Source organism: Anaeromyxobacter dehalogenans 2CP-1, assembly GCF_000022145.1.
Lineage (GTDB): Bacteria > Myxococcota > Myxococcia > Myxococcales > Anaeromyxobacteraceae > Anaeromyxobacter > Anaeromyxobacter dehalogenans.
Map to the genome: position 1 here is coordinate 4960365 of NC_011891.1, position 24330 is coordinate 4984694.

21 protein-coding genes are annotated in these 24330 nt (G+C 75.1%); 4 read left to right on the forward strand and 17 right to left on the reverse strand.

The window, feature by feature from the left end; genetic code table 11:
• Positions 1 to 75: 75 nt before the first annotated feature.
• Positions 76 to 1368, reverse strand: coding sequence for a glycosyltransferase family 4 protein (locus A2CP1_RS22390; RefSeq protein WP_015935455.1), 1293 nt, complete (start codon positions 1366 to 1368; stop codon positions 76 to 78).
• Entirely contained in the window at positions 1365 to 2507 is a 1143-nt protein-coding gene (wecB, locus tag A2CP1_RS22395) for a non-hydrolyzing UDP-N-acetylglucosamine 2-epimerase (protein ID WP_015935456.1), read from the reverse strand. Before wecB ends, A2CP1_RS22390 begins: the two co-directional genes overlap by 4 nt.
• A 131-nt stretch (positions 2508 to 2638) precedes the next feature.
• On the opposite strand from wecB, the gene A2CP1_RS22400 reads away from it, so the two are divergent.
• On the forward strand, positions 2639 to 3526 hold the full coding sequence (locus A2CP1_RS22400; RefSeq protein ID WP_015935457.1) for an NAD-dependent epimerase/dehydratase family protein: 888 nt from the start codon (positions 2639 to 2641) through the stop codon (positions 3524 to 3526).
• Between the two features lie 127 nt (positions 3527 to 3653).
• On the opposite strand, the gene A2CP1_RS22405 is transcribed toward A2CP1_RS22400, so the two are convergent.
• Entirely contained in the window at positions 3654 to 4907 is a 1254-nt protein-coding gene (locus A2CP1_RS22405) for a baeRF10 domain-containing protein (RefSeq protein WP_015935458.1), read from the reverse strand.
• On the opposite strand from A2CP1_RS22405, the gene A2CP1_RS22410 reads away from it, so the two are divergent.
• Both A2CP1_RS22410 and A2CP1_RS22415 read left to right on the forward strand, forming a co-directional pair.
• Positions 4906 to 5922, forward strand: coding sequence for a nucleotidyltransferase family protein (locus A2CP1_RS22410; protein WP_245529919.1), 1017 nt, complete (start codon positions 4906 to 4908; stop codon positions 5920 to 5922). The two genes, A2CP1_RS22405 and A2CP1_RS22410, sit on opposite strands and share 2 nt — an antisense overlap.
• Before the next feature lie 60 nt (positions 5923 to 5982).
• Positions 5983 to 7293, forward strand: coding sequence for a UDP-glucose dehydrogenase family protein (locus A2CP1_RS22415; RefSeq protein ID WP_015935460.1), 1311 nt, complete (start codon positions 5983 to 5985; stop codon positions 7291 to 7293).
• 116 nt (positions 7294 to 7409) lie between these two features.
• Here the strand turns inward: A2CP1_RS22415 and A2CP1_RS22420 are convergent, their stop codons facing one another.
• From A2CP1_RS22420 to A2CP1_RS22440, 5 genes are all read right to left on the reverse strand, one after another.
• Positions 7410 to 8105 (reverse strand): LON peptidase substrate-binding domain-containing protein, encoded by a 696-nt coding sequence (locus A2CP1_RS22420; protein ID WP_015935461.1) that lies wholly within the window; start codon positions 8103 to 8105, stop codon positions 7410 to 7412.
• Between the two features lies 1 nt (position 8106).
• A complete protein-coding gene (locus A2CP1_RS22425) occupies positions 8107 to 10554 on the reverse strand; it encodes a sodium-translocating pyrophosphatase (protein WP_015935462.1) in 2448 nt (815 codons plus the stop codon).
• 198 nt (positions 10555 to 10752) lie between these two features.
• Entirely contained in the window at positions 10753 to 11337 is a 585-nt protein-coding gene (locus A2CP1_RS22430) for an ExbD/TolR family protein (RefSeq protein ID WP_015935463.1), read from the reverse strand.
• A gap of 15 nt (positions 11338 to 11352) precedes the next feature.
• Positions 11353 to 11841: an ExbD/TolR family protein gene (locus A2CP1_RS22435; RefSeq protein WP_011423354.1), complete on the reverse strand. Its 489-nt coding sequence runs from the start codon at positions 11839 to 11841 to the stop codon at positions 11353 to 11355.
• A 3-nt stretch (positions 11842 to 11844) separates the two neighbouring features.
• Positions 11845 to 12519: a MotA/TolQ/ExbB proton channel family protein gene (locus A2CP1_RS22440; RefSeq protein ID WP_011423355.1), complete on the reverse strand. Its 675-nt coding sequence runs from the start codon at positions 12517 to 12519 to the stop codon at positions 11845 to 11847.
• Positions 12520 to 12781: 262 nt separating this feature from the next.
• Between A2CP1_RS22440 and A2CP1_RS22445 the strand changes: the two genes are divergently transcribed.
• The gene (locus tag A2CP1_RS22445; RefSeq protein WP_015935464.1) at positions 12782 to 14443 is read left to right on the forward strand and encodes a type 1 glutamine amidotransferase family protein; all 1662 of its coding nucleotides are present in this window, start codon (positions 12782 to 12784) and stop codon (positions 14441 to 14443) included.
• A gap of 64 nt (positions 14444 to 14507) precedes the next feature.
• Here the strand turns inward: A2CP1_RS22445 and A2CP1_RS22450 are convergent, their stop codons facing one another.
• The 9 genes from A2CP1_RS22450 to thiL form a co-directional block, all read right to left on the reverse strand.
• Entirely contained in the window at positions 14508 to 16160 is a 1653-nt protein-coding gene (locus A2CP1_RS22450; protein WP_245529923.1) for a two-component system sensor histidine kinase NtrB, read from the reverse strand.
• A 163-nt stretch (positions 16161 to 16323) separates the two neighbouring features.
• Positions 16324 to 17511 carry a nickel pincer cofactor biosynthesis protein LarC gene (gene larC / locus A2CP1_RS22455; protein ID WP_015935466.1) on the reverse strand — a complete coding sequence of 396 codons (1188 nt, stop codon included), beginning with the start codon at positions 17509 to 17511 and terminating at the stop codon, positions 16324 to 16326.
• Between the two features lie 13 nt (positions 17512 to 17524).
• Positions 17525 to 18268, reverse strand: coding sequence for a nickel pincer cofactor biosynthesis protein LarB (gene larB / locus A2CP1_RS22460; protein ID WP_015935467.1), 744 nt, complete (start codon positions 18266 to 18268; stop codon positions 17525 to 17527).
• Positions 18269 to 18277: 9 nt separating this feature from the next.
• Entirely contained in the window at positions 18278 to 18898 is a 621-nt protein-coding gene (locus A2CP1_RS22465) for a chemotaxis protein CheC (RefSeq protein ID WP_015935468.1), read from the reverse strand.
• A complete protein-coding gene (locus A2CP1_RS22470) occupies positions 18895 to 20949 on the reverse strand; it encodes a chemotaxis protein CheA (protein WP_015935469.1) in 2055 nt (684 codons plus the stop codon). Before A2CP1_RS22470 ends, A2CP1_RS22465 begins: the two co-directional genes overlap by 4 nt.
• Before the next feature lie 25 nt (positions 20950 to 20974).
• A complete protein-coding gene (locus A2CP1_RS22475) occupies positions 20975 to 21343 on the reverse strand; it encodes a response regulator (RefSeq protein ID WP_011423362.1) in 369 nt (122 codons plus the stop codon).
• 90 nt (positions 21344 to 21433) lie between these two features.
• Positions 21434 to 21847 (reverse strand): chemotaxis protein CheW, encoded by a 414-nt coding sequence (locus A2CP1_RS22480; RefSeq protein WP_012528402.1) that lies wholly within the window; start codon positions 21845 to 21847, stop codon positions 21434 to 21436.
• 11 nt (positions 21848 to 21858) lie between these two features.
• Positions 21859 to 23247 carry a methyl-accepting chemotaxis protein gene (locus tag A2CP1_RS22485; protein WP_041450579.1) on the reverse strand — a complete coding sequence of 463 codons (1389 nt, stop codon included), beginning with the start codon at positions 23245 to 23247 and terminating at the stop codon, positions 21859 to 21861.
• 88 nt (positions 23248 to 23335) lie between these two features.
• On the reverse strand, positions 23336 to 24325 hold the full coding sequence (gene thiL / locus A2CP1_RS22490; RefSeq protein ID WP_015935471.1) for a thiamine-phosphate kinase: 990 nt from the start codon (positions 24323 to 24325) through the stop codon (positions 23336 to 23338).
• Between the last annotated feature and the right edge of the window lie 5 nt (positions 24326 to 24330).

The window sequence follows — 24330 nt, forward strand, 5'->3', positions numbered from 1 at the left end:
GCGAGGACGGGCGCGCGGGCGGTTCGCATCGGGCCGTCACTCTAGGCGAAGGCTACCCGTGAGTCACTCCGGCGATCAGAGGACGCCGGGCGCGGGCGCCACGCGGCGAGGGGGCGGCCGCGGCGCAGGATCGGCGACCACCTCGGCCATCACCCGGCACATCCGCTCGGACCACACCGGCATCGAGAACGACGCCGCCGCCACGCGGTAGCCGGCGAGGCCGAGCCGGCGCGCCTCCGCGGGACGCTCCAGCAGGCGGGCCACCGCGTCGCGGAACGCGGCCGGGGTCGCCGGCGCGATGACGCCGGTCGCGCCGGGGACCACGAGGTTGCCGAGGCCGCCCACGTCGGTCGAGACCACCGCGGCGCCGGCGCACATCGCCTCGATGGCGGAGAGGCTCGTCCCCTCCGACCACTCGCTCGGCACCACCGCGAGGTGCGCGCGGCGGTGCTCCTCGACCATCTCGGCGTGCGGCCGCTCCAGCACCGCGACGTTCGGGTAGCGCCCGGCGAGCGCGCGGAGCCACGGCTCCCCGGGCCCGCGGCCGACGCAGCGGAACTCGACCTGCGGGAAGCGCGGGGCGAGGTCGGCGAGCGCGTCCGCCCACAGGAACGTGCCGCGCTTCATCACGAAGCGGCGCGCGAACAGGACGGTGACCGGGCGGCCGTGGCGCCACTTCTCGAGCACGTCGGCGCGCGGGAGCAGCGTCCCGAAGTTCGGCACGTAGGTGATCCGGCCCGCCCAGTCGAGCTGCGGGAACATGTAGCGCGTGACGTTCGCGACGTTCGTGTCCACCGAGACGGTGCGGGTGGTCCGCGTGACCAGGCGGTAGTGCTGCCGGCGCCGCCGGTGCCAGACCCACAGCTTCCGCGCGTCCCGGACCCAGGTCATGGGCCAGCGGAGCGGGTGGCGCTCGAACGCGCCGTCGTGGACGATCCCGTGGTGGAGGAAGACGCTGGGCTGGTCCTCGGGGCCGGGGACGAAGTCCTCGATGAACAGGATCGTCACCACCGGCCGGCCCCGCGCCTCCTCCCGCGCGGCCCGCAGCAGCGCCGGGAGCTCGCGCGGGCGCCGCCAGGTGCGCAGCGACAGGCCGGGGCGCACCTCGCGCGGCGCGAGCGGCACGCGGCTGCGCTGCAGGTGGAGCACGTCGCCGCCGAGCGCCCGCGCCACCTCGGTGAGCGTGAGCGCGTAGGTCTCGGTCCCGCCGGTGTTGATCTTCCCGCTCGCCGGATCGACGAGCAGGTAGTCCACGATGGCGATCCGCAGGCCGCGCAAGGACGGGAACGCCTCGGCGAGGCCGGTGGTCCAGGCCGCCGTGCCCGGACCGGCGGCGGGCGCGCGCAGCTCGGCGGAGCCGGGGCTCATGGGCGCGGGTCCGCGGGCCCGAGCAGCGCGTCGGCGATGCGCTGGCTGGAGCGCCCGTCGCCGTAGACGTCCACCTTGCGCGCCATGGCGCGGTAGGTGCCCTCGTCCTTCAGCAGCCGCTCCGACCACTCCAGGATCGCGCCGCGGTCGGTCCCGACGAGGCGCGACACGCCCGCGTCGATGCTCTCGCGCCGCTCGGTCACGTCGCGCATCACCAGCACCGGCCGGCCCAGCGCGGCGGCCTCCTCCTGGATGCCGCCGGAGTCGGTGAGGATGAAGCGGCTCCGCCGGGCCAGCCAGACCAGCGTCGGATAGGGGACCGGATCGACGAGGCGCACGCCGGGCGCGTCGCGGAGCAGCTCGAACACCGGCTCGCGCACGTTCGGGTTGAGGTGCACCGGGTAGACCACCTGCACCGCGTTCCGCTCGGCCAGCTCGCGGATGGCGAGGCACAGGTCGCGGAAGGGCGCGCCGAAGCTCTCGCGCCGGTGGCCGGTGACGAGCACGAGCGGCCGCGCCGGATCGAGCCACTCGTAGCCGCGCGCCACCTCCTGCTCGACCGCGGGATCGTCGAGCTTCGCGACTGCGAGGTGCAGCGCGTCCACCACCGTGTTGCCCACCACCTGGATCGCGCCCGGCGCGTGCCCCTCGGCGACCAGGTTGTCGCGCGCCTGGGCGGTGGGGCAGAAGTGCAGGTCGGTGACCGCGGCCGTCATCACGCGGTTCACCTCCTCCGGGTAGGGCTTGAAGCGGTCGTGGCTGCGGAGGCCCGCCTCGACGTGCGCGACCTTGACGCGCCGGTGGAACGAGGCGAGCGCCGCCGCGAAGGCGGTGGTGGTGTCGCCCTGCACCACGGTCCAGTCGGGCGCGAACGCCTCCAGCACCCGGTCCACGCCCGCGAGCGCGCGCGAGGCGATGCCGTTCAGCGTCTGGCCAGGCTGCATGATGGCGAGGTCCTCGTCCACCACCACGCCGAAGAAGGACAGCACGGCGTCCACCATCTCGCGGTGCTGGCCGGTGAGGCAGACGCGCACCTCGGCGCCGGGCCGGGCGCGGAGCGCCTCGATCACCGGCGCGAGCTTGATGGCCTCGGGGCGGGTCCCGAAGACGACCAGGATCTTCTGGGGGGGGCCGTTCACGTGGGCATCTTCTCGCGCCCGGCGTCCGGGGGCCAAGGGATTCCTGGCGCCGGGCGGGCGCGCGTCTCGCCGCCTCGACCGTTTGCGCGAGGCCGGCGCGCCCGTTAGTCCTTCCGCCCGGAGGAGACACCATGAAGATCTTCGTCACCGGCGCGACCGGGTACATCGGCAGCGCCATCGTGTCCGCGCTCACCCGCGGAGGGCATCAGGTCACCGGCCTCTCGAGGTCGGAGGAGAAGGACGCCGAGCTTCGCCGGCGCGGGGCCACCCCGGCCCGGGGCGCCCTCGGCCACGTGGGCGCGCTCGCCCGCGAGCTCGCGGCGCAGGACGCGGTGGTGCACGCCGCGGTGGACTACGGCCTGGGACCGCCGGCCGACGCCGAGGCGGTCGAGGCGATGATCACCGCGGCCCGCGCGGCGGGCCGGCCGTTCTCGATCGTGTACACCTCCGGCGTCTGGGTGCTGGGCGACACCGGCGGCATCGCCGACGAGCGCGCCCCCACCGATCATCCGGCGGCGGCCACGGCCTGGCGACCGGCGCACGAGCAGCGCGTGCTGGGCGCGGCCGGCGATCGCATCGCCGCGGCGGTGATCCGCCCGGGCATGGTCTACGGCGGCCGGCGCGGGCTCATCACCCCGTGGTTCGACCAGGCGACGCGCGAGGGCGCTGCCACGGTCGTCGCCCCCGGCACGCAGCGCTGGTCGTTCGTGCACGTGGAGGACCTGGCGGAGCTGTACCGGCTGGTGGTCGAGCGGCGCGGGCAGGGCGTGTTCCACGGGGTGGACGGGCGGCCGACGCCGGTCGCCGAGGCCGCCGCCGCGTACAGCCGCGCCGCGGGGAAGGGTGCGGTGCGCGAGCTGCCGCTCGCCGAGGCCCGCAAGGGCATGGGCCCGATGGCGGACGCGCTCGCCATGGACCAGCAGGTGGTGACGGCCCGCGCCGGCGAGGTGGGGTGGACGCTCCGCCACGCCGACCTCGTGTCCACCGCCGCGGACATGTACCGGGAGTGGAAGGGGTAGAGGCCTTCGCACCCTTCTACTCCGTCCGCTCATCCCGACCCTTCGACTCCGGCGAGCCTGCGGCTCGCCTACGCTCAGGGTGAGCGGGAGTTCCAGCTCGTCCCGGCCGGAGTCGAGGGACGGGCTGCTACGGCTGGCTCGCGCCGGGCGCGGTCGGCCAGGGCGGGCTCGCGCCGCGCAGCCCGGTGGCGGCGGTCTGGCGGAGGAACGCGCCCACCCCGCGGTAGCCGTGCAGCCGGTTCGCGTGCGCCACCACCTCGACCTCGCCGCCGCCCGCGAGCGCCCGCGCCACCAGCGCCTCGCCGAGCTGCTGCACGGTGTGCAGGTCGCCGCCGCAGTACGGGCACAGGTCGGCGCCGTGCGACGCCCCGAGCGCGGTGCAGCGGTCGCACTGCCAGCCGGCGCGCTGGAAGTCCTCCTCCAGCACCAGCCGGTGCACCCGGCCCTCGTTCACCGCCTGGACCACGTCCTCCGGCCCCACCACGCCCAGCCCCCCGCGCAGCGCCTCCCCCACCAGCGCCTCGATCACGCGCCGCTCGGCCTCGCGCTCGTGCACGGCCACCGCCTCGGCCGCCCCCGCGACCACGCCGTCGCGCCGGGCCCCGTCGGCGGACTCCCACTCGCGCGGGCGCGGCAGGCGCGCGATCACCCGCGCGCGGAGCCGCTCCGGCAGCGCGCGCTCGAACGCGGCCACGTTGCCGGCCGTGCCCACCAGCACGAGGTGCGCGCCCGGCGTCCGCGCGAGCAGCGCCTGCACCTCCTCGGCGGCGGCCCGGCGGTTCTTCCGGATGAACGTGTCCTGGTGCCGCGCGTCCTTCTCCTGCCGCTCGAAGTGCTGCCCGGGCCGCGCCGCGCCCGGGTCGAACGTGTCCTTCTCGCGCCGGGGCACGAAGCCGCGCAGGCTCGACTCCACCGCCAGGTCGCCGAGGCGCACCTCGTACACGTCGGCGCCCGCCTGGTTCGGCACCACCACCACGGCGGGCTCGAAGTCGTCGGCGAGGCGGGCGAGCTGGGTGAGGTGCGGGATGCCGTCGGTGCACAGCTCGGGCGTGAACGTGCGCCGGAAGGACATGGGCCGCCAGAGCGCGAGCGCCTCGCACGCGAACAGCGCCAGGCCGTGCTTCTCCGGCGCCTCCTCCTGCGAGGTGAGCCGCGCGACGTGGTCCAGCACGCGGTGCAGGGTCCGGTCGAGCGCGGGCCGGTCGGGCGTGCCGGGGGGATAGTGCGCCAGCGTCTGCCGCACGCGCTCGTGGACGAACAGGCGCACCCGCTCGCGCTGCTGCTCGTCGGCCCAGTGGACGTCCAGGTACAGGCTGACGATGGGCTCGCCCACGCTGCGCATCCGGGCGAGATCGGTGAGCGTCCCGTCGAGCTCGGTCATGTCCGTCCTCCGTGCGGTGAACCTGCGCACCCAGGCCGCCCCCGGCGCGCCGGGCGGATTGCCGCCGGGCGCCCGCCGGGTTACATCGGGCGGCGCCGTGGCCCTCCTCGACGCCCTGCGCGCGCTCACCTCCTTCTCCCCGCCGGCGGTCCTGCCCGACTGCGAGCCCGGCCTGCTCGGCGACGTGCTCGTGGCGCACGGGCTCGCGCCGCTCGCCTCCTTCCAGCTCGAGCACACCCGGCTCGGCGCCTCGGCGCCGGAGGGGCTGCGCGAGCGCCTGCTCGCCCAGTACCAGGGCGTGGCGAACGACAACGTGCTGAAGATGGTGACGCTGCGCGGGCTGCTCCGGCCGGCCGACGGCGTGCCGGTGGTGCTGCTCGACGCCGCCGCCTACATCGACTGGCTCTACCCGCACCTCGCGTTCCGGCCCGTGGGCGACCTGCGCGTCGCGCTCGCCGCCGGGGACGCGCAGCGCTTCGCCGACGCGATCCGAGGCGGCATGCAGCTCGAGCGCACCGAGCACGGCGGCCGCACCGCGATCTTCGGGGACGGGCGGCTCACCGTCGCCGCGCAGGAGGGGCTGTTCTCCGGCGCGCCGGCCGATCCGCTGCTGTTCCAGCGCAGCACCCCCTACCTGGCGTTCGGCGCGGCGGCCGCCCGCCCGTCGGCGGAGGACGCGCTCCTCGGCACGGTCGGCGAGCAGGCGCTCCTCGGCCTGCGCGCCCCGCTCATCACGTACGTCGACGTGCGCGAGCTGCTCCGGCTCGGCCTCGACCGCGAGTACGTGCTCGCCCGGGCGCGCGCGCTCGGGCTCGCCCGCGCGCTCCACGGCGTGAGCCGGCTCGCGGCGCTGTTCTTCCCGGACGTCGCCGACGCGGCCGCGGCGGTGCGCCCGGAGCTGGGGGCCGCCGAGCGGCTCGCGGTGGAGCGGGTGGTGGAGGCCGCCAGCGACCCCGCCCGGCTGCGGCAGCTCCGCGGCGAGGACGCCGCGGCGCGCCTCGTGGTCGCGCCGTGATCGGCCCGGGCGGGGCGTGCTAGATTGCGCCCCTCTGCTTTCCGTGAGGGACCGCTCGCAATGAACATCACCGTCGTCGGCACCGGCTACGTGGGCCTCGTCACCGGCACCTGCTTCGCGGAGTCGGGCCACCGGGTCACCTGCCTCGACCTCGACGCCGCCAAGATCGAGACGCTCCGCGGCGGCGGGATCCCCATCTACGAGCCCGGCCTCGAGGAGCTGGTGCGCCGCAACGTGAAGGAGCGGCGCCTGTCCTTCACCACCTCCTACCCGGAGGCCATGAAGGACGCCGACGTGGCGTTCATCGCGGTGGGCACCCCGCCCGGCGAGAACGGCGACGCCGACCTGTCGTACGTGCTCGCCGCCGCCCGCGAGATCGGCCGGCACCTCACCCGCTACACGGTGGTGGTGGACAAGAGCACGGTGCCGGTGGGCAGCGCCGACAAGGTGGCCGAGGCGCTCCGCGAGGTGACCACGCAGCCGTTCGACGTGGTCTCCAACCCCGAGTTCCTGAAGGAAGGGGCCGCCATCGACGACTTCATGCGGCCGGACCGGGTGGTGGTGGGCGTCGCCTCCGAGCGCGCCCGCGCGGTGATGGCCGAGCTGTACGCGCCGTTCGTCCGCGCCGAGCAGCCGGTGCTGTTCATGGACCTGCGCTCGGCCGAGCTGACCAAGTACGCGGCGAACGCGATGCTGGCGACGCGCATCTCGTTCATGAACGAGATCGCCACGCTGTGCGAGAAGCTGGGCGCGGACGTGGACCAGGTCCGCCGCGGCATCGGCTCCGACCGGCGCATCGGCCACCCGTTCCTGTTCCCCGGGGTGGGCTTCGGCGGCTCCTGCTTCCCGAAGGACGTGCGCGCGGTGATGAGCATGGCGCGCCACCTGGGCCTCGACTTCGACCTGCTCCGCGCGGTGGAGCGCGTGAACGAGCGGCAGAAGCGCTGGCTGGTGGAGAAGGCGCACAAGCACTTCGGCACGCTGGCCGGGCGCACCTTCGGCGTGTGGGGGCTCGCGTTCAAGCCGCGCACCGACGACATGCGCGAGGCGCCGGCCATCACCGTGATCGAGGGCCTGCTCGCGGCCGGCGCCCGGGTCCGCGCCCACGATCCGGTGGCCGCCCAGGTGGCGGACGGCATCTTCCGCGGCCGCGGCGTGACGCTGGTGGACGAGCCGTACGCCGCCGCCGAGGGCGCCGACGCGCTCCTGCTCGTGACCGAGTGGAACGAGTTCCGCCAGCCCGACCTGGCGCGCCTGAAGCAGCTCATGGCGCAGCCGGTGCTGTTCGACGGCCGGAACGTGTGGGACGCCGCCAAGGTCCGCGCGGCCGGGTTCACCTACTACGGCGTGGGGCGGGCGGCGGAGTCGTAGGTCCCTCGACTCCGGCCGTGCCTCGCTCGGGATGAGCGATCCGCTCACCCTGAGCGTAGGCGAGCCGGAGGCTCGCCGGAGTCGAAGGGTCGGGATGAGCGGCCGGAGTCGAAGGGTCAGTTCTCCGGCCGCTGCCCCTTCGACAGCAGCAGCACCACCCCCGCGACCTCCTCGACCACGAGCTCGAGGCGGCGCTCGACCTCGAGCGTCTCCAGCACGCGCTGGCGGGCGTGCGGCTCGGACACCGCCGCGGCGGCCACCAGGTCGGCGATGGCGGAGGCGTCGCGCATCTGCGCCACCGCCTCGGCCAGCGCCGGGGCGCCGGACTCGGGCGGGAGCCGGGTCGACAGCTCGAGCACGAGCTGCCGGAGCGAGGCGACGTCCGGCTCGAGCGCCTCGGGCCCCTCGTCCGGCCAGACGTCGTCGAGGACCTCGGCGCGGAACTCGCGGTAGGGCTTCTCGTTCGCGAGCTCCTGGATCAGCCGCACGCGGGCGACGCCGCGCACCACCAGGTCGTAGCGCCCGTCGTCGTAGCGGTCCTCCTGCTCGATGACGCAGGCGCCCGCCACCGGGAACAGCGGCGGGTGGAGCTGCTGCGCCGCCTCCATCGTGGTGAGCCCCGGGACCGCCAGGATGCGGTCCCCGCGCAGCGCGTCCGCCACGAGCGCGCGGTAGCGCGGCTCGAAGATGTGAAACGGCGTGGGCGTCCCCGGGAGGACGACCACGCCGTGGAGGGGAAACACCTTGAGGGCGGCGCACGCCTTCTCGAGCGCCGCCCTCGGTGACGGCGGAGCGATCCGCTCCGCGCACATGCTAGTGCGCCGGGCTGGCCGCGCCGGCCGTCTCGGTGGACTTCACGCCCGTCTCGATGCGCATCCGGTAGAAGGACCGCCAGACGAACACGAGCGCGACCGCCAGGAACACCGCCGCCAGGCCCACGCGCGCCGAGGTCTCCATCTGGATGGCGAGCTCGACGGCCAGCAGGCCGAACAGCGTGGTGAACTTGATGATGGGGTTCATGGCCACCGAGGAGGTGTCCTTGAACGGATCGCCGACGGTGTCGCCCACCACCGTCGCGTCGTGCAGCGGCGTGCCCTTGGCCTTCAGCTCCACCTCGACCACCTTCTTGGCGTTGTCCCAGGCGCCGCCGGCGTTCGCCATGAAGATCGCCTGGAACAGGCCGAAGATCGCGATGGAGACGAGGTAGCCGATGAAGAAGAACTCGTCGGCGAACGCGAAGGCCAGGGTGGCGAAGAACACCACCAGGAAGATGTTGAACATGCCCTTCTGCGCGTACTGCGTGCAGATCTCGACGACCTTCTTCGAGTCCTCGACGCTCGCCTTCTCGACGCCCTCGAGGCGGATGTTCTGCTTGATGAACTCGACCGCGCGGTAGGCGCCGGTGGAGACGGCCTGGGTGGACGCGCCCGAGAACCAGTAGATCACCGCGCCGCCCATGATGAGGCCGAGCAGGAACAGCGGGTTCAGGATGGAGAGCTTGGAGATGAGCTCGGGCTTCAGGCCCTGGGTGAGCACCACGATGATCGAGAAGATCATGGTGGTGGCGCCCACCACCGCGGTGCCGATGAGCACCGGCTTGGCGGTCGCCTTGAAGGTGTTGCCGGCGCCGTCGTTCTCCTCGAGGTAGCCCTTGGCCTTCTCGAAGTCGAGGTCGAAGCCGAAGTCCTTCTTCACCTCGGCCTTCACGTTCGGCACGTTCTCGATGAGCGAGAGCTCGTAGACCGACTGCGCGTTGTCGGTCACCGGGCCGTAGGAGTCGACCGCGATGGTGACCGGGCCCATGCCGAGGAAGCCGAAGGCGATGAGGCCGAAGGCGAACACCGCCGGCGCCATCATGATGCCGCCGTTGACGACGTCGAGGCCGCCCAGCGTGGAGATGTAGTAGCCCGCGCCCATCAGCGCGATGATGACGAGGCCCATCCAGAACGCGGAGAAGTTGCCGGCGGTGAGGCCGGAGAGGACGTTCAGCGAGGCGCCGCCCTCCTTCGACGCGGTGACGACCTCGCGCACGTGGCCGGAGCTGGTGGAGGTGAAGACCTTGATCACCTCGGGGATGATCGCGCCGGCGAGCGTGCCGCAGGTGATGATGGCGGAGAGCTTCCACCAGAGCGTGCCGTCCCCGAGCTCGGCGATGAGGAGCCGGGAGACCACGAAGGTGGCCACCACCGAGACGGCCGAGGTCAGCCACACCAGCGAGGTGAGCGGCGCCTCGAAGTTCATGTGCGCGGCGTCGCCGTACTTGGCCTTCGCCACCGCCTCGTTGATCCAGTACGAGACCACCGACGCGACGATCATCATGATGCGCATCGCGAAGATCCAGATGAGCAGCTGGACCTGGTGGCTCGGGTCGGTCACCGCGAGCAGGATGAAGGTGATGAGCGCGACGCCGGTGACGCCGTAGGTCTCGAAGCCGTCGGCCGACGGGCCCACCGAGTCGCCCGCGTTGTCGCCGGTGCAGTCGGCGATCACGCCGGGGTTGCGGGCGTCGTCCTCCTTGATCTTGAAGACGATCTTCATCAGGTCGGAGCCGATGTCGGCGATCTTGGTGAAGATGCCGCCGGCGATGCGGAGCGCCGAGGCGCCCAGCGACTCGCCGATCGCGAAGCCGATGAAGCACGGGCCGGCGAGGTCCGAGGGGATGAAGATCAGGATCGCCAGCATGATGAGCAGCTCGACGCTGATGAGCATCGTGCCGATCGACATGCCCGCCTTGAGCGGGATGGCGTAGGTGGGGAACGGCTTGCCGCCCAGCGCGGCGAAGGCGGAGCGGCTGTTCGCGTAGGTGTTCACGCGGATGCCGAACCAGGCGACGCCCGCCGAGCCCAGGATGCCGATGAGGCTCATCACCAGGATCAGCGCCACCCGGGCCGCGCCCATCCCGCGGGCGCCGTCGGGCCCGGTGGTGAGGAAGCCGAAGTAGGCGATGATGATCACCGCGATGAACGCCCACAGGATCGCGATGAACTTGCCCTGCGTGACCAGGTAGGTCTTCGCGGTCTCGTAGATGAGCTCGGAGATCTCCCGCATCGACTTGTGGACCGGGAGCGCCTTCAGCTGCTTCGCGACCACGAGGCCGAACGCCAGGCCGAGGACGCAGACCACGATGCCGGCGAGCAGCAGCGTCTGGCCGGACATCCCCAGGAAGCGCTCCGCGCCGTTGAGGTTCGGCAGGATGAGGTTTGCCTCACCGTGGCCGCTCGCTCCGAGCGAGAGGGAGGTGAGGATGCTGGAAAGGTTCATGGCGGGGACGGCTCCGACGTTGGGAGTACCCGTGAAAACTCGGCTCGTTGCGCGATGTTGCGCGGCCGGCGGGAATCCGGGACGGCGGATACTACCGATCCGGCCCGGATCTTGGCAAGTACGCGTTCCCCCGGGCCGGGCCCCGGGGGGCCGGGCGGCGCCCCGCCAGCGGGGGGCGCACGCTCGCCCGCCCCGCGCCTACCCCTCGCCCGGCCCGCCCGGCGCGGTCGCCGCGACGGCGGTGCCGGCGTCCAGGGCGGCGAAGTTCACGCTGAAGTAGCCGGCCACGCCGCAGGAGAACAGGACGCGCTTCACGATCCGGAACGGCACGCCCTTGTCCGCCTGGATGTTCACCGCCCCCTCCCACTTCTTCTCGGGGTCGTTCTGGTGGATGAAGTCCCAGCGCTTCTTCTCGTCGCGCAGGCGCTCCTCCAGGGCGGGGATGTTGAGGTAGCCGCCCTCGCTGTCCAGCTCGCGGACGTCGGCCACCTTCACGCCGGTCACCACCACCTGCTCGGCGCTGATCGCCACCACCGGCGCGATCTCGATGATCTGCCCGTGGCGCGCGTCGGGCAGCTTGATGTCCTTCTGCATGTACAGCACCTCGCCCGTGGACGAGAACTGCTGCAGGAGGAAGATGACGAGCATCGTCATCATGTCCACCATGGGCACGACGTTCAGCTCGGCGTTGGTGGCCTTGTGCGCGCGGGCGAACTTGCCGCCGAGGATCTTCGACTTCTCGAACCGCTTCGCGGGCCGCTTCCCGGGGATGACGATGGGCATGGTCGCGCCTGGCTCTCAGACCCCGGTGACGGACACGGACACGAGCCCCTGGCCCATGCACGTGTCGATGACCTGCACGAGGTCGCCGTAGCTCACGGTGTCCTCCGCCGAGACGGTCACCGCCGCGGCGTCCGGGTGCTCGCTGCGAAGCTGCTTCAGCCGGTCGTCGAGCGCCTTGTAGTCCTGGCGCGCGGCGCCGCCGGCGCGGTCCATGGGGATCTCCACGTTGAGGCCGGCCGAGGTGGTGAGGCTCATGCCGCGCTCGCTCACCGCCAGCGTCACCATGAGCGCCTTCTGCTGCTCGGTGGTGGGCGGCTCGGGCGCGCCCGCGCCGAACTGCTGCACCTGCAGGCGCGAGATCTGCGTCCACACCGCGGTGTAGAGCAGGAACGTGATGCAGCAGGAGAGGAGGTCGATGGCGGGGACGACGTTGATGACCGCGTCGAGCGCCTTCTTCTTGCGCTTGCCGCCGCCGCCCGCCTCCGGGATCGCGCCGCCGCCCATGCGCTACTCCTCCGACGGGACCGTCGCCGGCAGCTTCATCTTGTCGCGGTTCGCGACGATGAGGTTCAGCACCGAGACCGAGGTCTCGTTGATGTCGTCGAGCATCTGCTGCGACTTGCCCTGCAGCACCGAGTAGGCCACCAGCGCCGGGATGGCGGTGAGGAGGCCGAACGCGGTGCAGTTCATGGCCTCGGAGATGGAGTTCGCGAGGATGGTGGCCTTGTCGGCCGGGCTGGCGTTGGCGACCGCGCCGAACGCGCCGATGAGGCCGACGATGGTGCCGAGCAGGCCGAGCAGCGTGGCCACGTTGCCGAGCATGGCGAGGTAGCCGGTGCGCTTCTCGATCTTGGGCGACTCGCGCAGCGTCGCCTCGTCCATGGCGGCCTGCACGTCGGCCTCGCCCTTCGGGACGTTGATGAGGCCGGCCTTGATCACCGAGACGAGCGGGGTCTTCTTCTGCGACGCGCAGAAGCTGATCGCCCGGTCGAGGTCGCCGCGGTAGATGTGCTCCTTCAGCCCGCGGAGGAAGCCCTCCTTGTCCACCGAGGCCTGGAAGTAGAGCGCGAGCGCGCGGTCCACCACGAGGCCCACCACCACGATCAGCGAGGCGAGGATCGGGTGCATCATCCACCCGCCCTCGTGATAGTGCTTCGCGAGCGCTCCGAACATTTCGCCCATTGCGGTCTCTGTGCCTCCGAGGGTGGGCCGCGCGGACGTCCCACGAACATGCGCTTGCCCGGACGTGGTCTCCGTACCACGCGTTTTTCGAGGGCGTCAACGCGACGGGGTACGCCCCACGCGTACCCTCGTCGCCGGATGTCGCGCGCCAATTCCGCCGATCACCGCGCGGCCTCGCTCGATGGTGCGACCGCACGCGCCCGGGGGCAATTGCCCGCCGGCGAGCCGCGTCGTACCCTCACGCCTCCGGACGCACCTCCTCATGCCGCTCGACGACGCCTTCGCTCCGTATCGCCTCGCGCCGGGCGCGCTCCCGGAGGAGGCCGCGCGCGCCGCGGAGGCGCTCTCCGCCGAGCCCCTGCTCGCAGCGCCCGCCGAGCCGCTCCCGGCGCCGCTCGTGAACCGCGCGCTGGCCGACATCCCGGCCGGACGCGCCGCCACCGCCAGCGAGGCCTGCCGCGCCGCCGACGGCAACCCGGCCGGCCTCTCCGGGCCGCTCCGGGCCTGCCTCTCCTCGGACCGCCAGCAGGCGCGCGTGGCCGAGGCCGCCCGCGCCGCGCTGGACGCGGGCTTCGCCGGCGTGTGCCTCGATCGGCCCGACGCGCCGCTCGCGCTCGGGCTGCTCGGCGCCGGCTTCTGCGTGGACTGCCAGCGCGCGGTGGGGCGCGAGCTGGTGCGCGAGTACGGCGACCACTTCCAGCCGGTGGACTACCTCGCCCTGGCGCGCGAGGCGGTGGCCCAGGCGCCGGGCGCGGTCACCTTCGACCACCTCCCCTTCGGGCGAGACTTCTGGAGGGTGCGCAACCGCGCGCTCGCGCTGGCGCTGCGCGGGTACGCCCGTTCGGCGCGCGACGCGGCTCGCGCGGCGGGGCGCGCCTTCGAGGTGGTGGCCCAGTTCGAGGCGCTCGGCCCGGCCCAGCTCGCGGCGGCGCGCCTGGTGGACGCGACCATCTTCCCGGCGCCGGTCGCGAGCGGCGCCGGCCTGGTCCGGCTGCTCCGCGCCGCGGCGGGGCGCCGGCCGGTGGCGATCGCCACCCAGCGCGGCGACGGCGCGCCGGCGGCGCTGGTCCGGCTCGCCGCGGTGGCCGCGGCCTGCGGCGTGGAGCTCTCCGGCCTCGAGCCCGGCGGCGCGGCCGGCAAGGAGGTGGCCGCGATCCGCCGGCTGGCGCGCCAGCTCGCGGTGCGCGCCGGGCGGCCGCCGTCGCTCGCGGTCCCGGTGGCGGAGCTGGCGGTGCTCTACTCGCCCGAGGCCGACCTGTGGACGGGCGGCCGGCACCGGCGCTCGGTGGAGCGGGCCGGCGACGCGCTCGCGGCGCTGCACGCGCAGGCGCCGGTGGTGATGCGCGTCCAGGACGCGCCGCCGGGCGCGGTGCTGGTGCTCGCCGACGCCGGCGCGCTCTCCGCGCTGGAGGCCTCGCAGGCGCGCCGCCGGCTGGAGGCGGGCGGCACGGTGCTCGCGTTCGGCGCGCCCGCCGCGGTGGACGAGGGCGGGCGGCAGACCGGCGCGTTCCTGCCCGCGGGCAAGCCGGGCGGCGTGCGCGTCGGCTCCGGCACGCTGGTGGAGCTGCCGCCGCTCGCGCCGGAGAAGGGCCCGGGCGGCGCGCCCGACCCGGCGGTGCTGGAGCGGACGCTCGCGTCGCTCCTCGGGCGCGGCCGCCGCGCCGCGCGGGTGGCCGGGCGCGCGCCGGTGCTGGTGGTGCTGAGCCGGACCGGCGAGGCGCTCGACGTGCACCTCGTCGCGGCGGAGCGCGCGCAGGGCGCGACGCTGTTCCTGGGCGAGCACGTGGCCGGCGGCGTCCGCCGCGGCCGCTTCGTCTCCTCCGACGGCTCGGACGTGCGCATCCCGCTCAACCCGTCCGGCTACTCGATCTCGACCGTGCTGCCGAGCTTCAAGGGCTACGCGGTGCTGTCGCTGAGCGCGTAGCGCGATCCGCTCGCGCGCCCCGAGCGCAGGCGGGCCGCGGGCACCCCCCGGAGCCGGGGGGCGGCTACCCGCGCGGCGGCCGCGGCAGGCGCGGGTGCGTGGGCGTGTCGCCGGGCGGGCGCTGGCGCGCGTCGGCCGGGCCGACCGGGCGCAGCTCGGTGGCGGTGGCGGCGCGGGCCGGCAGGCGGACGGTCACGGTGGTGCCGCGGCCGGCCGCCGTGGAGAGGCTGACGCTGCCGCCGTGGCGCTCCACGATCCCCTGCACGATGGGCAGGCCGAGCCCGATGCCCACGCCGGCGCGGGTGGTGAAGAACGGCTCGAAGGCGCGCGCCGCCACCTCCGGCGGCATGCCCGCGCCCGCGTCGGCGACCGTGAGCACCACCTCGCCGTCCTCGCGCGAGAGCGCCACCCGCACCTCGGCGCCGGACGGCACCGCCTGGGCGGCGTTCGTCACCAGCGCGAGCACCACCTGCACCAGGCTGGGCCGGTTGCCCTCCACCACGTACGGCCCCTCGCCGCCGTCGCGCACCAGCGCCGCGCCCGATTCCTTGAGCGCGGTCTTCGCCATGCGCCCCGCCTCCTCCACCGCCGGCACGAGGTCCACCGCCTCGGTGCGGGCGCCGGTGGGGCGGGCGTAGGTGATGAGGTCGCGGGCGAGGCGCTGGATGCGCTGGCCCGCGTCCTTGATGGCGCGGAGCTTCTCGACGTCGGAGGGATCCTGCGCGCGGGCGGTGAAGCGCTCGAGCAGCACGTCCGAGTACATGGTCACCGCGGTGAGCGGGTTGTTCAGCTCGTGGACCACGCCCGCCACGAGGCGGCCGATGGCGGCCAGGCGCTCGGCGTGCTCGGCGGCGGCCTGCATGGAGCGGAGCAGGGTGAGGTCCTGGCCGATGAGGATGACGCCCTCGACCTCGCCGCTCGCGCCGGCGATGGGCGCGGTGTTCACCGCCACCCGCACCTCGCCGCCGTCGCGCCGGATGAGCCGCGTCTCGACCCCGTCCACCCGCTCGCCGCCGAGGCTGCGCGCCAGCAGCGCGGCGAGGCGCGGGCGCTCGTCGTCGGGCGCGCGCAGGAGCGCCTCGCCCCCCAGCACCTCGCCGGCGGCGAGCCCGGAGAGCTTCGCCAGGGCGGCGTTCCAGACGATCACCGAGCGGTCGCGGTCCACCGCCCAGATGAGCGCGTTCGCGTGCTCGATCAGCTCCTCGAGGTAGGTCTTGAGGTAGGTGAGCTCGTCGATGGAGCGGACGTTGCGCACGCCCAGCGCGGCGTGGCCGGCCACCCGGCGCAGCAGCGGGCGGTCCTCGGCCGGCGCCCCGGGGCCGCCGCGCGCGTACTCGAGCGAGAGCACGCCGTAGAGCGCGCCCGAGACCGCGAGCGGCACCGAGGTCGCCTCCTCGTAGCCCTCGAACAGCGGCTCCTCCCGCTCGACCACCCGGACGCCGCCGGCGCCGAGGGCGGCCGCCGAGAGCCCGGCCTCCTCCACCGCGCCGCGCCCGAGCACCAGCCGGCCGGGGCGGTCGGGGCGGAGGCGCCCGCTCGCGTAGAAGGTGGTGAGCGCGAGCGTGCGCGGGTCCACCAGCCGGATCGAGAACGCGCGGCCCGGGAACACGGCGTCGAGCGCGCGGGCCAGGGCGCCGCTGATCTGGTCCTCGGCGCGCGCCTCGGCGAGCTCGCGCGAGAGCGTCAGCAGCACCGCGTCGGACGGAGCGGGCGCCACCGGGGCCCGGGCCGGCCGGCGCCTCGGGCCCGGCTTCGGTCGCGGCCTCGGCCGCGCGCTCGGCGCGCGCGCGCGCTTCGCCGCCTTCCGCCCCGGCCTCCTGCGCGTCCCCGCCATGCTCCCCCCCCGCGCGCCACTGTAGCGCGACTGTAGCACGCGCCCGCTACCGTCGCCGGGAACGGTACGCCACCAGCGCGGCCGCCATCACCTCGCGCACGGCCACGCCCGCGGCGCGGGCGCACGCGGCGCAGTCCTCGTACTCCGGGTGCGCGCCGAGCTCCCGGCCGCCGAGCCGCGCCACCTTCACCCGCACGCTGCCGTAGGCGGTCTCGACCGGCTCGAGCGCGCGCTCCAGCGCGTCGCGCTCCACCGGGTGCCGGCGCACGCCGAGCGTGGTCGTCTCGGCGAAGAGCGCGCCGGTCACCGCGGCACGGCGCGCCTCGTCGCAGAGCGCGCCGAGCAGGACGCCGGGGCGCCCCTTCTTCATGGTGAGCGGCGCCGCCCAGGCGTCGAGCGCGCCCGCCTCGAGCGCCGCCTCGATGGCGCGCGCCACGAGCTGCCCCGGGCAGTCGTCCAGGTTCGCCTCCAGCACCCAGAGCGCGTCCGGCCCGGGCCCGCCCGCACCGGCGCCGGGCGCCGGCTCGGCCAGCGTGGCGCGCAGCACGTTCGGGCGATCCGGCCAGGCGCGCGTGCCGACGCCGTAGCCCACCCGCACCGGCACGTGGGCGGGGAGCGGGCCCACCTCGGCGAGCACCGCGAGCAGCGCCGCGCCGGTGGGCGTGACCGCCTCGCCGGGCGGGCCGCCCGGGCGCACCGGCTTCCCCTTCAGGAGCTCCAGCACCGCGGGCGGCGGCACCGGCATGGTCCCGTGCGCGGTGCGGACGAGGCCGCGCCCCAGCTCCGGCGGCGCCGAGCGCACCGCCGGCCAGCCGAGCAGGTCGAGCGCCACCGCCGCGCCGCACACGTCCACGATCGAGTCCACCGCGCCGACCTCGTGGAAGTGCACCTCCGAGATCGGGACGCCGTGCACGCGCGCCTCGGCCTCGCCGATGCGCTCGAACAGCGCGCGCGCCGCCTCGCGCGCCCGCGGCGGGAGCCCGCTCGCCGCCACCAGCCCCAGGATCTCCGCGAGGCCGCGGGAGGCGGGCTGCTCGCCCTCCACCACCACGTCCACGTGCGTGCCCTGGATGCCGTGCTCGGCCTTCCTCGTCACCACGAGGCGCCAGCCCGGGACGCCGAGCGACTCGAGCGCGCGGGCGAGCGCGGCCGCGTCCACCCCGAGGTCGATCGCGGCGGCCAGGAACATGTCGCCGGCGATGCCGCCCACCGGCTCGAGGAGGAGGAGCGCCATGCGGAGCCTCGCTTCACCCGCGGGCGACGAGGCCCGCCACGAACGCCGCGCCGAAGCCGTTGTCCACGTTCACCACGGTGACGTTCGGCGCGCAGGAGTTCAGCATGGTGAACAGCGGCGCGAGCCCGCCCAGCGAGGCGCCGTAGCCGACCGAGGTCGGCACGCCGATCACCGGCCGGCCCACCAGGCCGCCCACCACCGAGGGGAGCGCGCCCTCCATGCCGGCCGCGACGATCACCGCGCGCGCGCGCTCGAGGTCGTCGCGCCGCGCCAGCAGCCGGTGGATGCCGGCGACGCCCACGTCGTAGACGCGGATGGGCTCGACGCCCATCACCTCCAGCGTCACCGCCGCCTCCTCGCACACCGGGATGTCCGAGGTGCCGGCGCAGCACACCGCCACCGGCCCGCGCGCCGGCAGGTCCATCCTCCCCTTGCGCAGCGTGCGCGAGACCGGGTCGTAGACGCTGCCCTTCACCGCGCGCCGCGCCGGGCCGGCCTTCGCCGGGGAGAGGCGGGTGACGAGGAGCGGGCCGCGCGCGGCGAGCGTGCGCGCGATGGCCGCCACCTGCGCCGCGGTCTTCGACTCGGCCAGCACCACCTCCGGCATCCCCACCCGCAGGGTCCGGTGCGTGTCGAGCGTGGCGAGGTCGCCCAGGCGCTCGAACGGCGCGCCCTTCAGGGCGGCCACCGCCTCGTCGAGCGAGGCCTGGCCGCGCTTCACGCGGGCGAGGAGCGCGCGCAGGGTCTTCTCGTCCATGCGCGCTGTCTATCGCAGATCGAGATGCGAGAGGAGCTTCGCGACGCGCGCCGGCTCGGGCATCACCAGGATGAGCCCCTCCAGGGCGGGCTCGCCCGCGACCGACGGCCCGTCCGCGCCGGTGGAGAGGACGAACCGGGTGGCGAGCGCGATGGAGCCGGCGTGCGTGACGAGCCGCTCCACGCACTCGCGGCCGCTGCCGCGCGCGAGCGCCGGCACCGAGAGCAGGAGCTTCTCCCCCACCAGCGCGGCCACCGCCGACACGAACGCGCTCCCCACGATGTTGCCGGACTCGAGGAGCGCGCTCTCCGCCATGCCCGACCAGGCGCCGCCGGGCGGGAACCCGAGCACCGCCGCGAGCGCCTCGGCGTCGCGCTCGGGGAGCGCCAGCAGGAGGTCGCCGGTGAGCGGCCCCTCCAGCTTCACGCCCACCGCGACGAGGTCCTGCCCCAGGCCGCCCAGGAACGCGGCGATGGCGCCGGTCTCGGCGCCCACCCAGGCCTCGGGCACGTCCATGTGGATGGGGCGCCGGGCGAGGCGGCCGAGCGCGGTGATGGCCTGGCCGCAGCCGATGCTGGCGAGCTCCTGGAGCGCGTCCAGCTCGCGCGGGCCGAAGCCGGGGCCGCTCACGCGATCAACCTCTGGACGTCGAGGATGAAGACCGGCCGCCCGGTGCCGAGCACGGTCACCGCGGACAGGCCGGGCACCGCCTCGAGCGGGCTGCCGAGCGGCTTCAGCACCGCCTCGTGCTGGCCGAGGAGCGCGTCCACCGCGAGGCCCACCCGGCCCGGCTCGCCTCCCTCGGCCACCACCACCGCGCGCACGTCGCCGGGGGCCGCCGGGAAGCCGAGCAGCCGGGAGAGATCGCGGACCGGGACGAGCTCGCCGTCGTACGGCAGCACCGGCTCGCCGCGGCTGCGATCGAGCCGCGACAGCTCCACCTGCGCGGCGCCGTGCACCTTGGCGATGGGGAGCCCCAGCACCTCCTCGCCCACGCGGACGAGGAGCACCGGCTGCACCGCCACGGTGAGCGGCAGGCGGAAGGTGACGCGCGCGCCCAGGCCCGGCGCGCTCTCCACCTCGAGCGTGCCCCCGAGCGCCTCGACGGTCCGCTTCACCGCGTCCATGCCCACGCCGCGGCCGGAGAGCTCGGTGACCCGCTCGGCGGTGGACACGCCCGGCAGGCAGCAGAGCATGAGCGCCTCGCGGTCGGAGAGCGCCGCGGCCTGCTCCGGCGCGAGCACCCCGCGCGCCACCGCGGCCTGGCGCAGCCGCTCCGGGTCGAGCCCGCGCCCGTCGTCGGCGAGCTCCAGGATCACGCGGTCGCGCTCGCGGCGGGCGGTGAGCGTGAGCCGGCCGGTGGCGGGCTTGCCGGCGAGCAGGCGCAGGTGGGACGGCTCGATGCCGTGGTCCACCGCGTTGCGGAGCACGTGCTGGAGCGGATCCGACAGCTCCTCCAGGATGGCGCGGTCGATCTCGATCTCCGCGCCCCGCACGTCGAGCTCCACCTGCTTGTTCACCGCGCGGGCGAGGTCGCGGGCGACGCGCGGGAGCCGCTCGGTGACGAGCGCGAGCGGGGTCATCCGCACCGTCATCACCTTGTCGTGCAGGTCCTTCACGATGGCGTGCAGCCGGTCCACGCCCTCGTCGAGCGGCGCGCGCGCGTCGCGCGGCAGCCCGCGGCCCACCTCGCGGATGCGGGCGGTGGCGAGGATGAGCTCGCCCACCGCGTCGAGGAAGCCGTCCAGGATCTCGGTCTTCACCCGCACGGTGCGGGCCGGCTCGCTCGGCGCGTCGCGGGCAGGCGCCGGCGGCGGGGCGGCCGGGGCCGCGGGCGCGGCCGGCGCGGCGGCCGCCTCGCGGACCGCCACCGCGGCGAGGTCGGAGATCTGCGCGAGCGCCCGCTCCAGCGCGGCGACCGGCTCCGGCGTGTGCAGCTCCACCTCGAGCCGCTTCCCGGGGATGCGGCCCGCCTTCAGGTCCTCGACGGTGGGGGCCGAGCGGGCCACCGCGCCGAGCGCGGCGAGCTTCTTCACCACCAGGAACGCGCGCACCGCCGGCACCGGGCAGCCGGGTGCGATGTCCACCTCCACCTGCACCCGCCGGTGCGCGCGTGGCGCCGCCGGCCCGGTGGGCGCGGGGCCCGCGGCGGGATCCACCGCCGGCTGCGGCGCCGCGGGTGCGGGTGCGGGCCGCGGGGCCGGGGCCGGGGCCGGGGGCGCCGCGGCGGGCGGCTCGGCGAAGGGATCGCCCTGCGGCGCCCCGGCCGGCGCGGCGGGCTCGCCCGCGCGGCACCGGCGCGCCGCCTCCGCCACCCGCGCCACCAGGGCCGCGTCGGGCTCCGGCTTCTCGCCGCGCCCGGCCGCCTGCACCATGGCGGCGAGCGCGTCGCCGGCGGCGAGCAGCACGTCCACCGCGCCGGCGTCGAGCCGGCCCGGCTCGCCGCGGAACACGTCCACCAGGTCCTCGGCCTTGTGGGCGAGCGTGGCGATTCCGTCGAACGCCATGGCGGCGCTCATGCCCTTCACGCTGTGTGCGTGCCGGAACAGGTTGTCGATGGTGGCCTTGACGGCGCGCCCCTCGCGCACCGCCCGCTCGATCTCGACCAGGTCGCGCCCGTAGCCGGCGAGGTGCTCGCCCGACTCGGCCACGTAGAGGGAGAGGTACTTCTGGAGGTCCACGGCGTGCCCGCCCCCGGGCCCGCGATCAGGCGTCGCCCATCACCTTCTTGACGACCGACAGCACGTCCTCGGCCTTGAACGGCTTCACGATGAAGTCGCTCGCGCCGGCCTCGATCGCCTCCATCACCAGCGACTCCTGGCCCAGCGCGCTGCACATCACGATCACCGCCCGCGCGTCGTGCTTGATGATCTCGCGGGTGGCCTCGATGCCGCTCTTGAACGGCATCACGATGTCCATGGTGGTGAGGTCGGGCTTCAGCTCCTTGTACTTCTCCACCGCCTCGAGGCCGTTCGCGGCCTCGCCCACGACCTCGAACCCGGACCCGGAGAAGATGTCCTTGATCATGTTCCGCATGAAGATCGCGTCGTCGACGATCAGGACTCGCTTCGCCATGGACTCAGGGCCCTCCCGGGAATCCGGGGACGTTACCATCGGTCTTGCGCGCCGGACAAGGCGCCGCCCGCCTGCACACCTCGCCGCACGTCACCTCCCGCCGAACAGCGCGGAGGCCTGCTCGGCCAGCGCCTCGGCGCCGAGCACCGTCACCGCCCCGGTGCGCGCCTCGGCGAGCCCGCGCACCAGCCCGCCGCCCGCCTCCGGCGGCGCGAGCGGCTCGACCCCGAGCACCCCGCCGATGAGCAGGCCCAGCGTGCGCTTTCCGTGGTCCAGGATGAGCACCATCCCGGCCCCGTCGCGGAGCGGCTGGGCCGGCAGCCCCACCAGCGCGGCGAGGTCCACCACCGCCACCACCCGGCCGCGCAGGTTCATGACGCCGCGCACCGCCTCGGAGGCGCGCGGCACCCGCGCGAAGGGGGGCTGCGGCAGCACCACCTCGCGCACCGCCGCGAGCGGCAGGGCGTAGCGCTCGCCGGCGACGCGGAAGACGACGTGGCGCACGCCTGGCGACCTCAGCCCAGCCGGAACCGCGAGACCACCGTCTGCAGCTCGACCGAGAGGTTGGTGAGCTCCTGCGCGGCGCTCGCCATCTGCGACACGGCCGCGATCTGCTCGGCGGTGACCTTGCGGACCTGCTCGGTGGCGCTCGCGTTCGACGAGGCCACGTCGGAGATGTGGTCCATGGCCTGGACCATGTCGGCCGAGCCGTTCAGCTGCTCGCGCGCGTCCTGCGAGATGACCCGGACCTTCTCGGCGCCGCTCGCCGCGATGGTGGCGATGTCCGAGAGCGTGCGGATGATCGCGTTCAGGTCCTCGCGCCCGTCGCCCAGCTCGGCGACCGACTCCTTCATGGTCTCGACCACCTTCGCGGCGCGGCCGGAGATGTCGGTCGCGAGCGACGAGATCTGCTCGGCCGAGCGGCCGGCCGCCTCGGCGAGCTTGCGCACCTCCTCGGCCACCACCGCGAACCCGCGCCCGTACTCGCCGGCGCGCGCCGCCTCGATGGTCGCGTTCAGCGCGAGCAGGTTGGTCTGGTTGGCCACCTGGGTGATGGCCTCCGCGATCTTGGAGATCTCCTTGGTGCGCTCGCCGAACGCGAACACCTGCTCGCTGGCGGCCTCGATGCGGGCGAACACCTTCTTCACCTTCTCGCCGGCGAGCCGGGCCGCCTCGCCGCCGGACGCGGCCGAGGTGCTCGTCTCCACCGAGGCGCGGGCCGCCTCCTCGGCGCTGCGGGCGGTGCGCTCGATGGAGGCGGCGATCTCGCCGATCACCTTCGAGGTCCGCTCCACCAGGTCGGACTGCTGCCCGGCGCCCACCGCGATCTTCTCCATCGACGAGGCCACCTCGTCGGTGGAGGCGTTCACGTCCTCGGCGCTCGTCTGCAGGTCGTTGGCGCTGTCCGAGACCGACTGCGCGGTCCGCTGGATCCGCGAGACGAGGTCCCGCAGGTTCTCCTGCATGGTGCGGATGGCCTCGGTGAGGTCGTCGATCTCGTCGTGGAACGCCTTCTGCTCCTCCGAGACCACCGCGCGCGAGAGGTCGCCGCGGCTGATCTCCACCGCGCTCGCCTTCAGCCGGCCGACGCGCGCGACGCGCGCGATGGCGAGCGTGAGCCCCTGCCCGAGCGCGAGCGTCAGCACGAGGATGATGACGACGCCCGCGGCGCGGCTCGCCACCCAGGCCTGCACGAGCGGCACCGCGAACAGCAGCACGCCGCCCACGATGAAGTAGGAGACGAGGATCTTCGTCTGGAGCGAGACGGTCAGGCCGGCGGCGGCCGGCGCGGGGCGCAGCGGCGGCTCGGCGGCCCGGCCGCGCACCGCCACCAAGTGCGGCGCGTCCTGCCAGCGGGCGCTCGGGCGGGTGGACTGGAGTCGCTCGTCTCTCGCTCGGGCCACGATGCCTCTCTCGTCTCGCCGCTCGGGGAAGGGGTCGCCCCGCGGGGCGGTGACCGGCGGGCCGATCCTAGACCCGCGGGAGGTGATGTCAAAGAGGGCGCGGTGCGCGGAGGTGGTCGTGGCCGGAAGGCGCCGGGCGCTCGGCGCCGTCGGCGCCGAGGATGCGCACGCCCGACCCTCGCTCGACCCGCCCGATCACCGCCAGCGGAACCCGCGCCCGCGCGGCGGCGCGGAGCGCCCTCGCCAGGCGGGCGGGCGGCAGCGCGGCCACCAGCTCGTAGTCCTCGCCGCCCCCGAGCGCCGGCCCGAGCGGATCGGGGAGCGAGCGAGCGACGCGCCGGTAGGCCGCCGAGGTCGGGACCGCCGCCGCGTCGAGCACCGCCGCCACGCCGGACTCGTCGCAGAGGTGGCCGAGGTCCTGGACCAGGCCGTCGGAGACGTCGATGGCGGCCCGCGCCACCCCGGCGAGCGCCCGCCCCAGCGCGAGGCGCGGCGCGGGCCGGCGCTGCCGCCGGACCAGCGCGGCGGGCGCGCCGGGCGCGAGGCCCAGCGCGGCGTCGCCGAACGTGCCGGAGGCGACGAGGAGGTCGCCGGGCCGGGCGCCGGAGCGCAGCAGCGCCCGGCCGCGCCGGACCGCGCCGACCGCGGTCACGGTCACCGACAGCTCGGAGGCGCGCGAGACGTTCCCGCCCACCACCGCGATCCGGTGCGCGCGGGCGCAGGCACCCAGGCCGCGCGCCACGCCCTCGAGCCGCTCGGGCGGCGTGCCGCGCGGGAACGCCAGGGCGACGAGCGCCCAGAGCGGGCGCGCGCCCATCGAGGCGAGGTCGGAGAGGTTCACCGCGAGCGCCTTCCAGCCCACGTCCTCCGCGGTGAAGCGCGCGTCGAAGTGGACGCCCTCCACCACCGCGTCCACGGTGGCGGCGAGGTCCTCGCCGGGCGGCGGCGCGAGCAGCGCCGTGTCGTCGCCGGGGCCGAGGCGCACGCCCGCGCCGGCGAGCGGCAGCGCGCGGGTGAAGCGCTCGATGAGCTCGAACTCGCCCGGGGGCGGGCGCGGCGCGGCGGCGCGGCGCGGCACGGCGC

Bases quoted from the DNA above. Each gene is read 5' to 3' on its own strand.
- A2CP1_RS22435 (WP_011423354.1), bottom strand. From the start codon at position 11,841: ATGGGCGGCGGCGCGATCCCGGAGGCGGGCGGCGGCGGCAAGCGCAAG.
- A2CP1_RS22440 (WP_011423355.1), bottom strand. From the start codon at position 12,519: ATGGGCGAAATGTTCGGAGCGCTCGCGAAGCACTATCACGAGGGCGGG.
- A2CP1_RS22445 (WP_015935464.1), top strand. From the start codon at position 12,782: ATGCCGCTCGACGACGCCTTCGCTCCGTATCGCCTCGCGCCGGGCGCG.
- A2CP1_RS22420 (WP_015935461.1), bottom strand. From the start codon at position 8,105: ATGTGCGCGGAGCGGATCGCTCCGCCGTCACCGAGGGCGGCGCTCGAG.
- larB (WP_015935467.1), bottom strand. From the start codon at position 18,268: ATGGACGAGAAGACCCTGCGCGCGCTCCTCGCCCGCGTGAAGCGCGGC.
- A2CP1_RS22425 (WP_015935462.1), bottom strand. From the start codon at position 10,554: ATGAACCTTTCCAGCATCCTCACCTCCCTCTCGCTCGGAGCGAGCGGC.
- larC (WP_015935466.1), bottom strand. From the start codon at position 17,511: ATGGCGCTCCTCCTCCTCGAGCCGGTGGGCGGCATCGCCGGCGACATG.
- A2CP1_RS22400 (WP_015935457.1), top strand. From the start codon at position 2,639: ATGAAGATCTTCGTCACCGGCGCGACCGGGTACATCGGCAGCGCCATC.
- A2CP1_RS22415 (WP_015935460.1), top strand. From the start codon at position 5,983: ATGAACATCACCGTCGTCGGCACCGGCTACGTGGGCCTCGTCACCGGC.
- A2CP1_RS22405 (WP_015935458.1), bottom strand. From the start codon at position 4,907: ATGACCGAGCTCGACGGGACGCTCACCGATCTCGCCCGGATGCGCAGC.
- A2CP1_RS22430 (WP_015935463.1), bottom strand. From the start codon at position 11,337: ATGCCCATCGTCATCCCCGGGAAGCGGCCCGCGAAGCGGTTCGAGAAG.
- A2CP1_RS22390 (WP_015935455.1), bottom strand. From the start codon at position 1,368: ATGAGCCCCGGCTCCGCCGAGCTGCGCGCGCCCGCCGCCGGTCCGGGC.
- A2CP1_RS22475 (WP_011423362.1), bottom strand. From the start codon at position 21,343: ATGGCGAAGCGAGTCCTGATCGTCGACGACGCGATCTTCATGCGGAAC.
- A2CP1_RS22410 (WP_245529919.1), top strand. From the start codon at position 4,906: ATGTCCGTCCTCCGTGCGGTGAACCTGCGCACCCAGGCCGCCCCCGGC.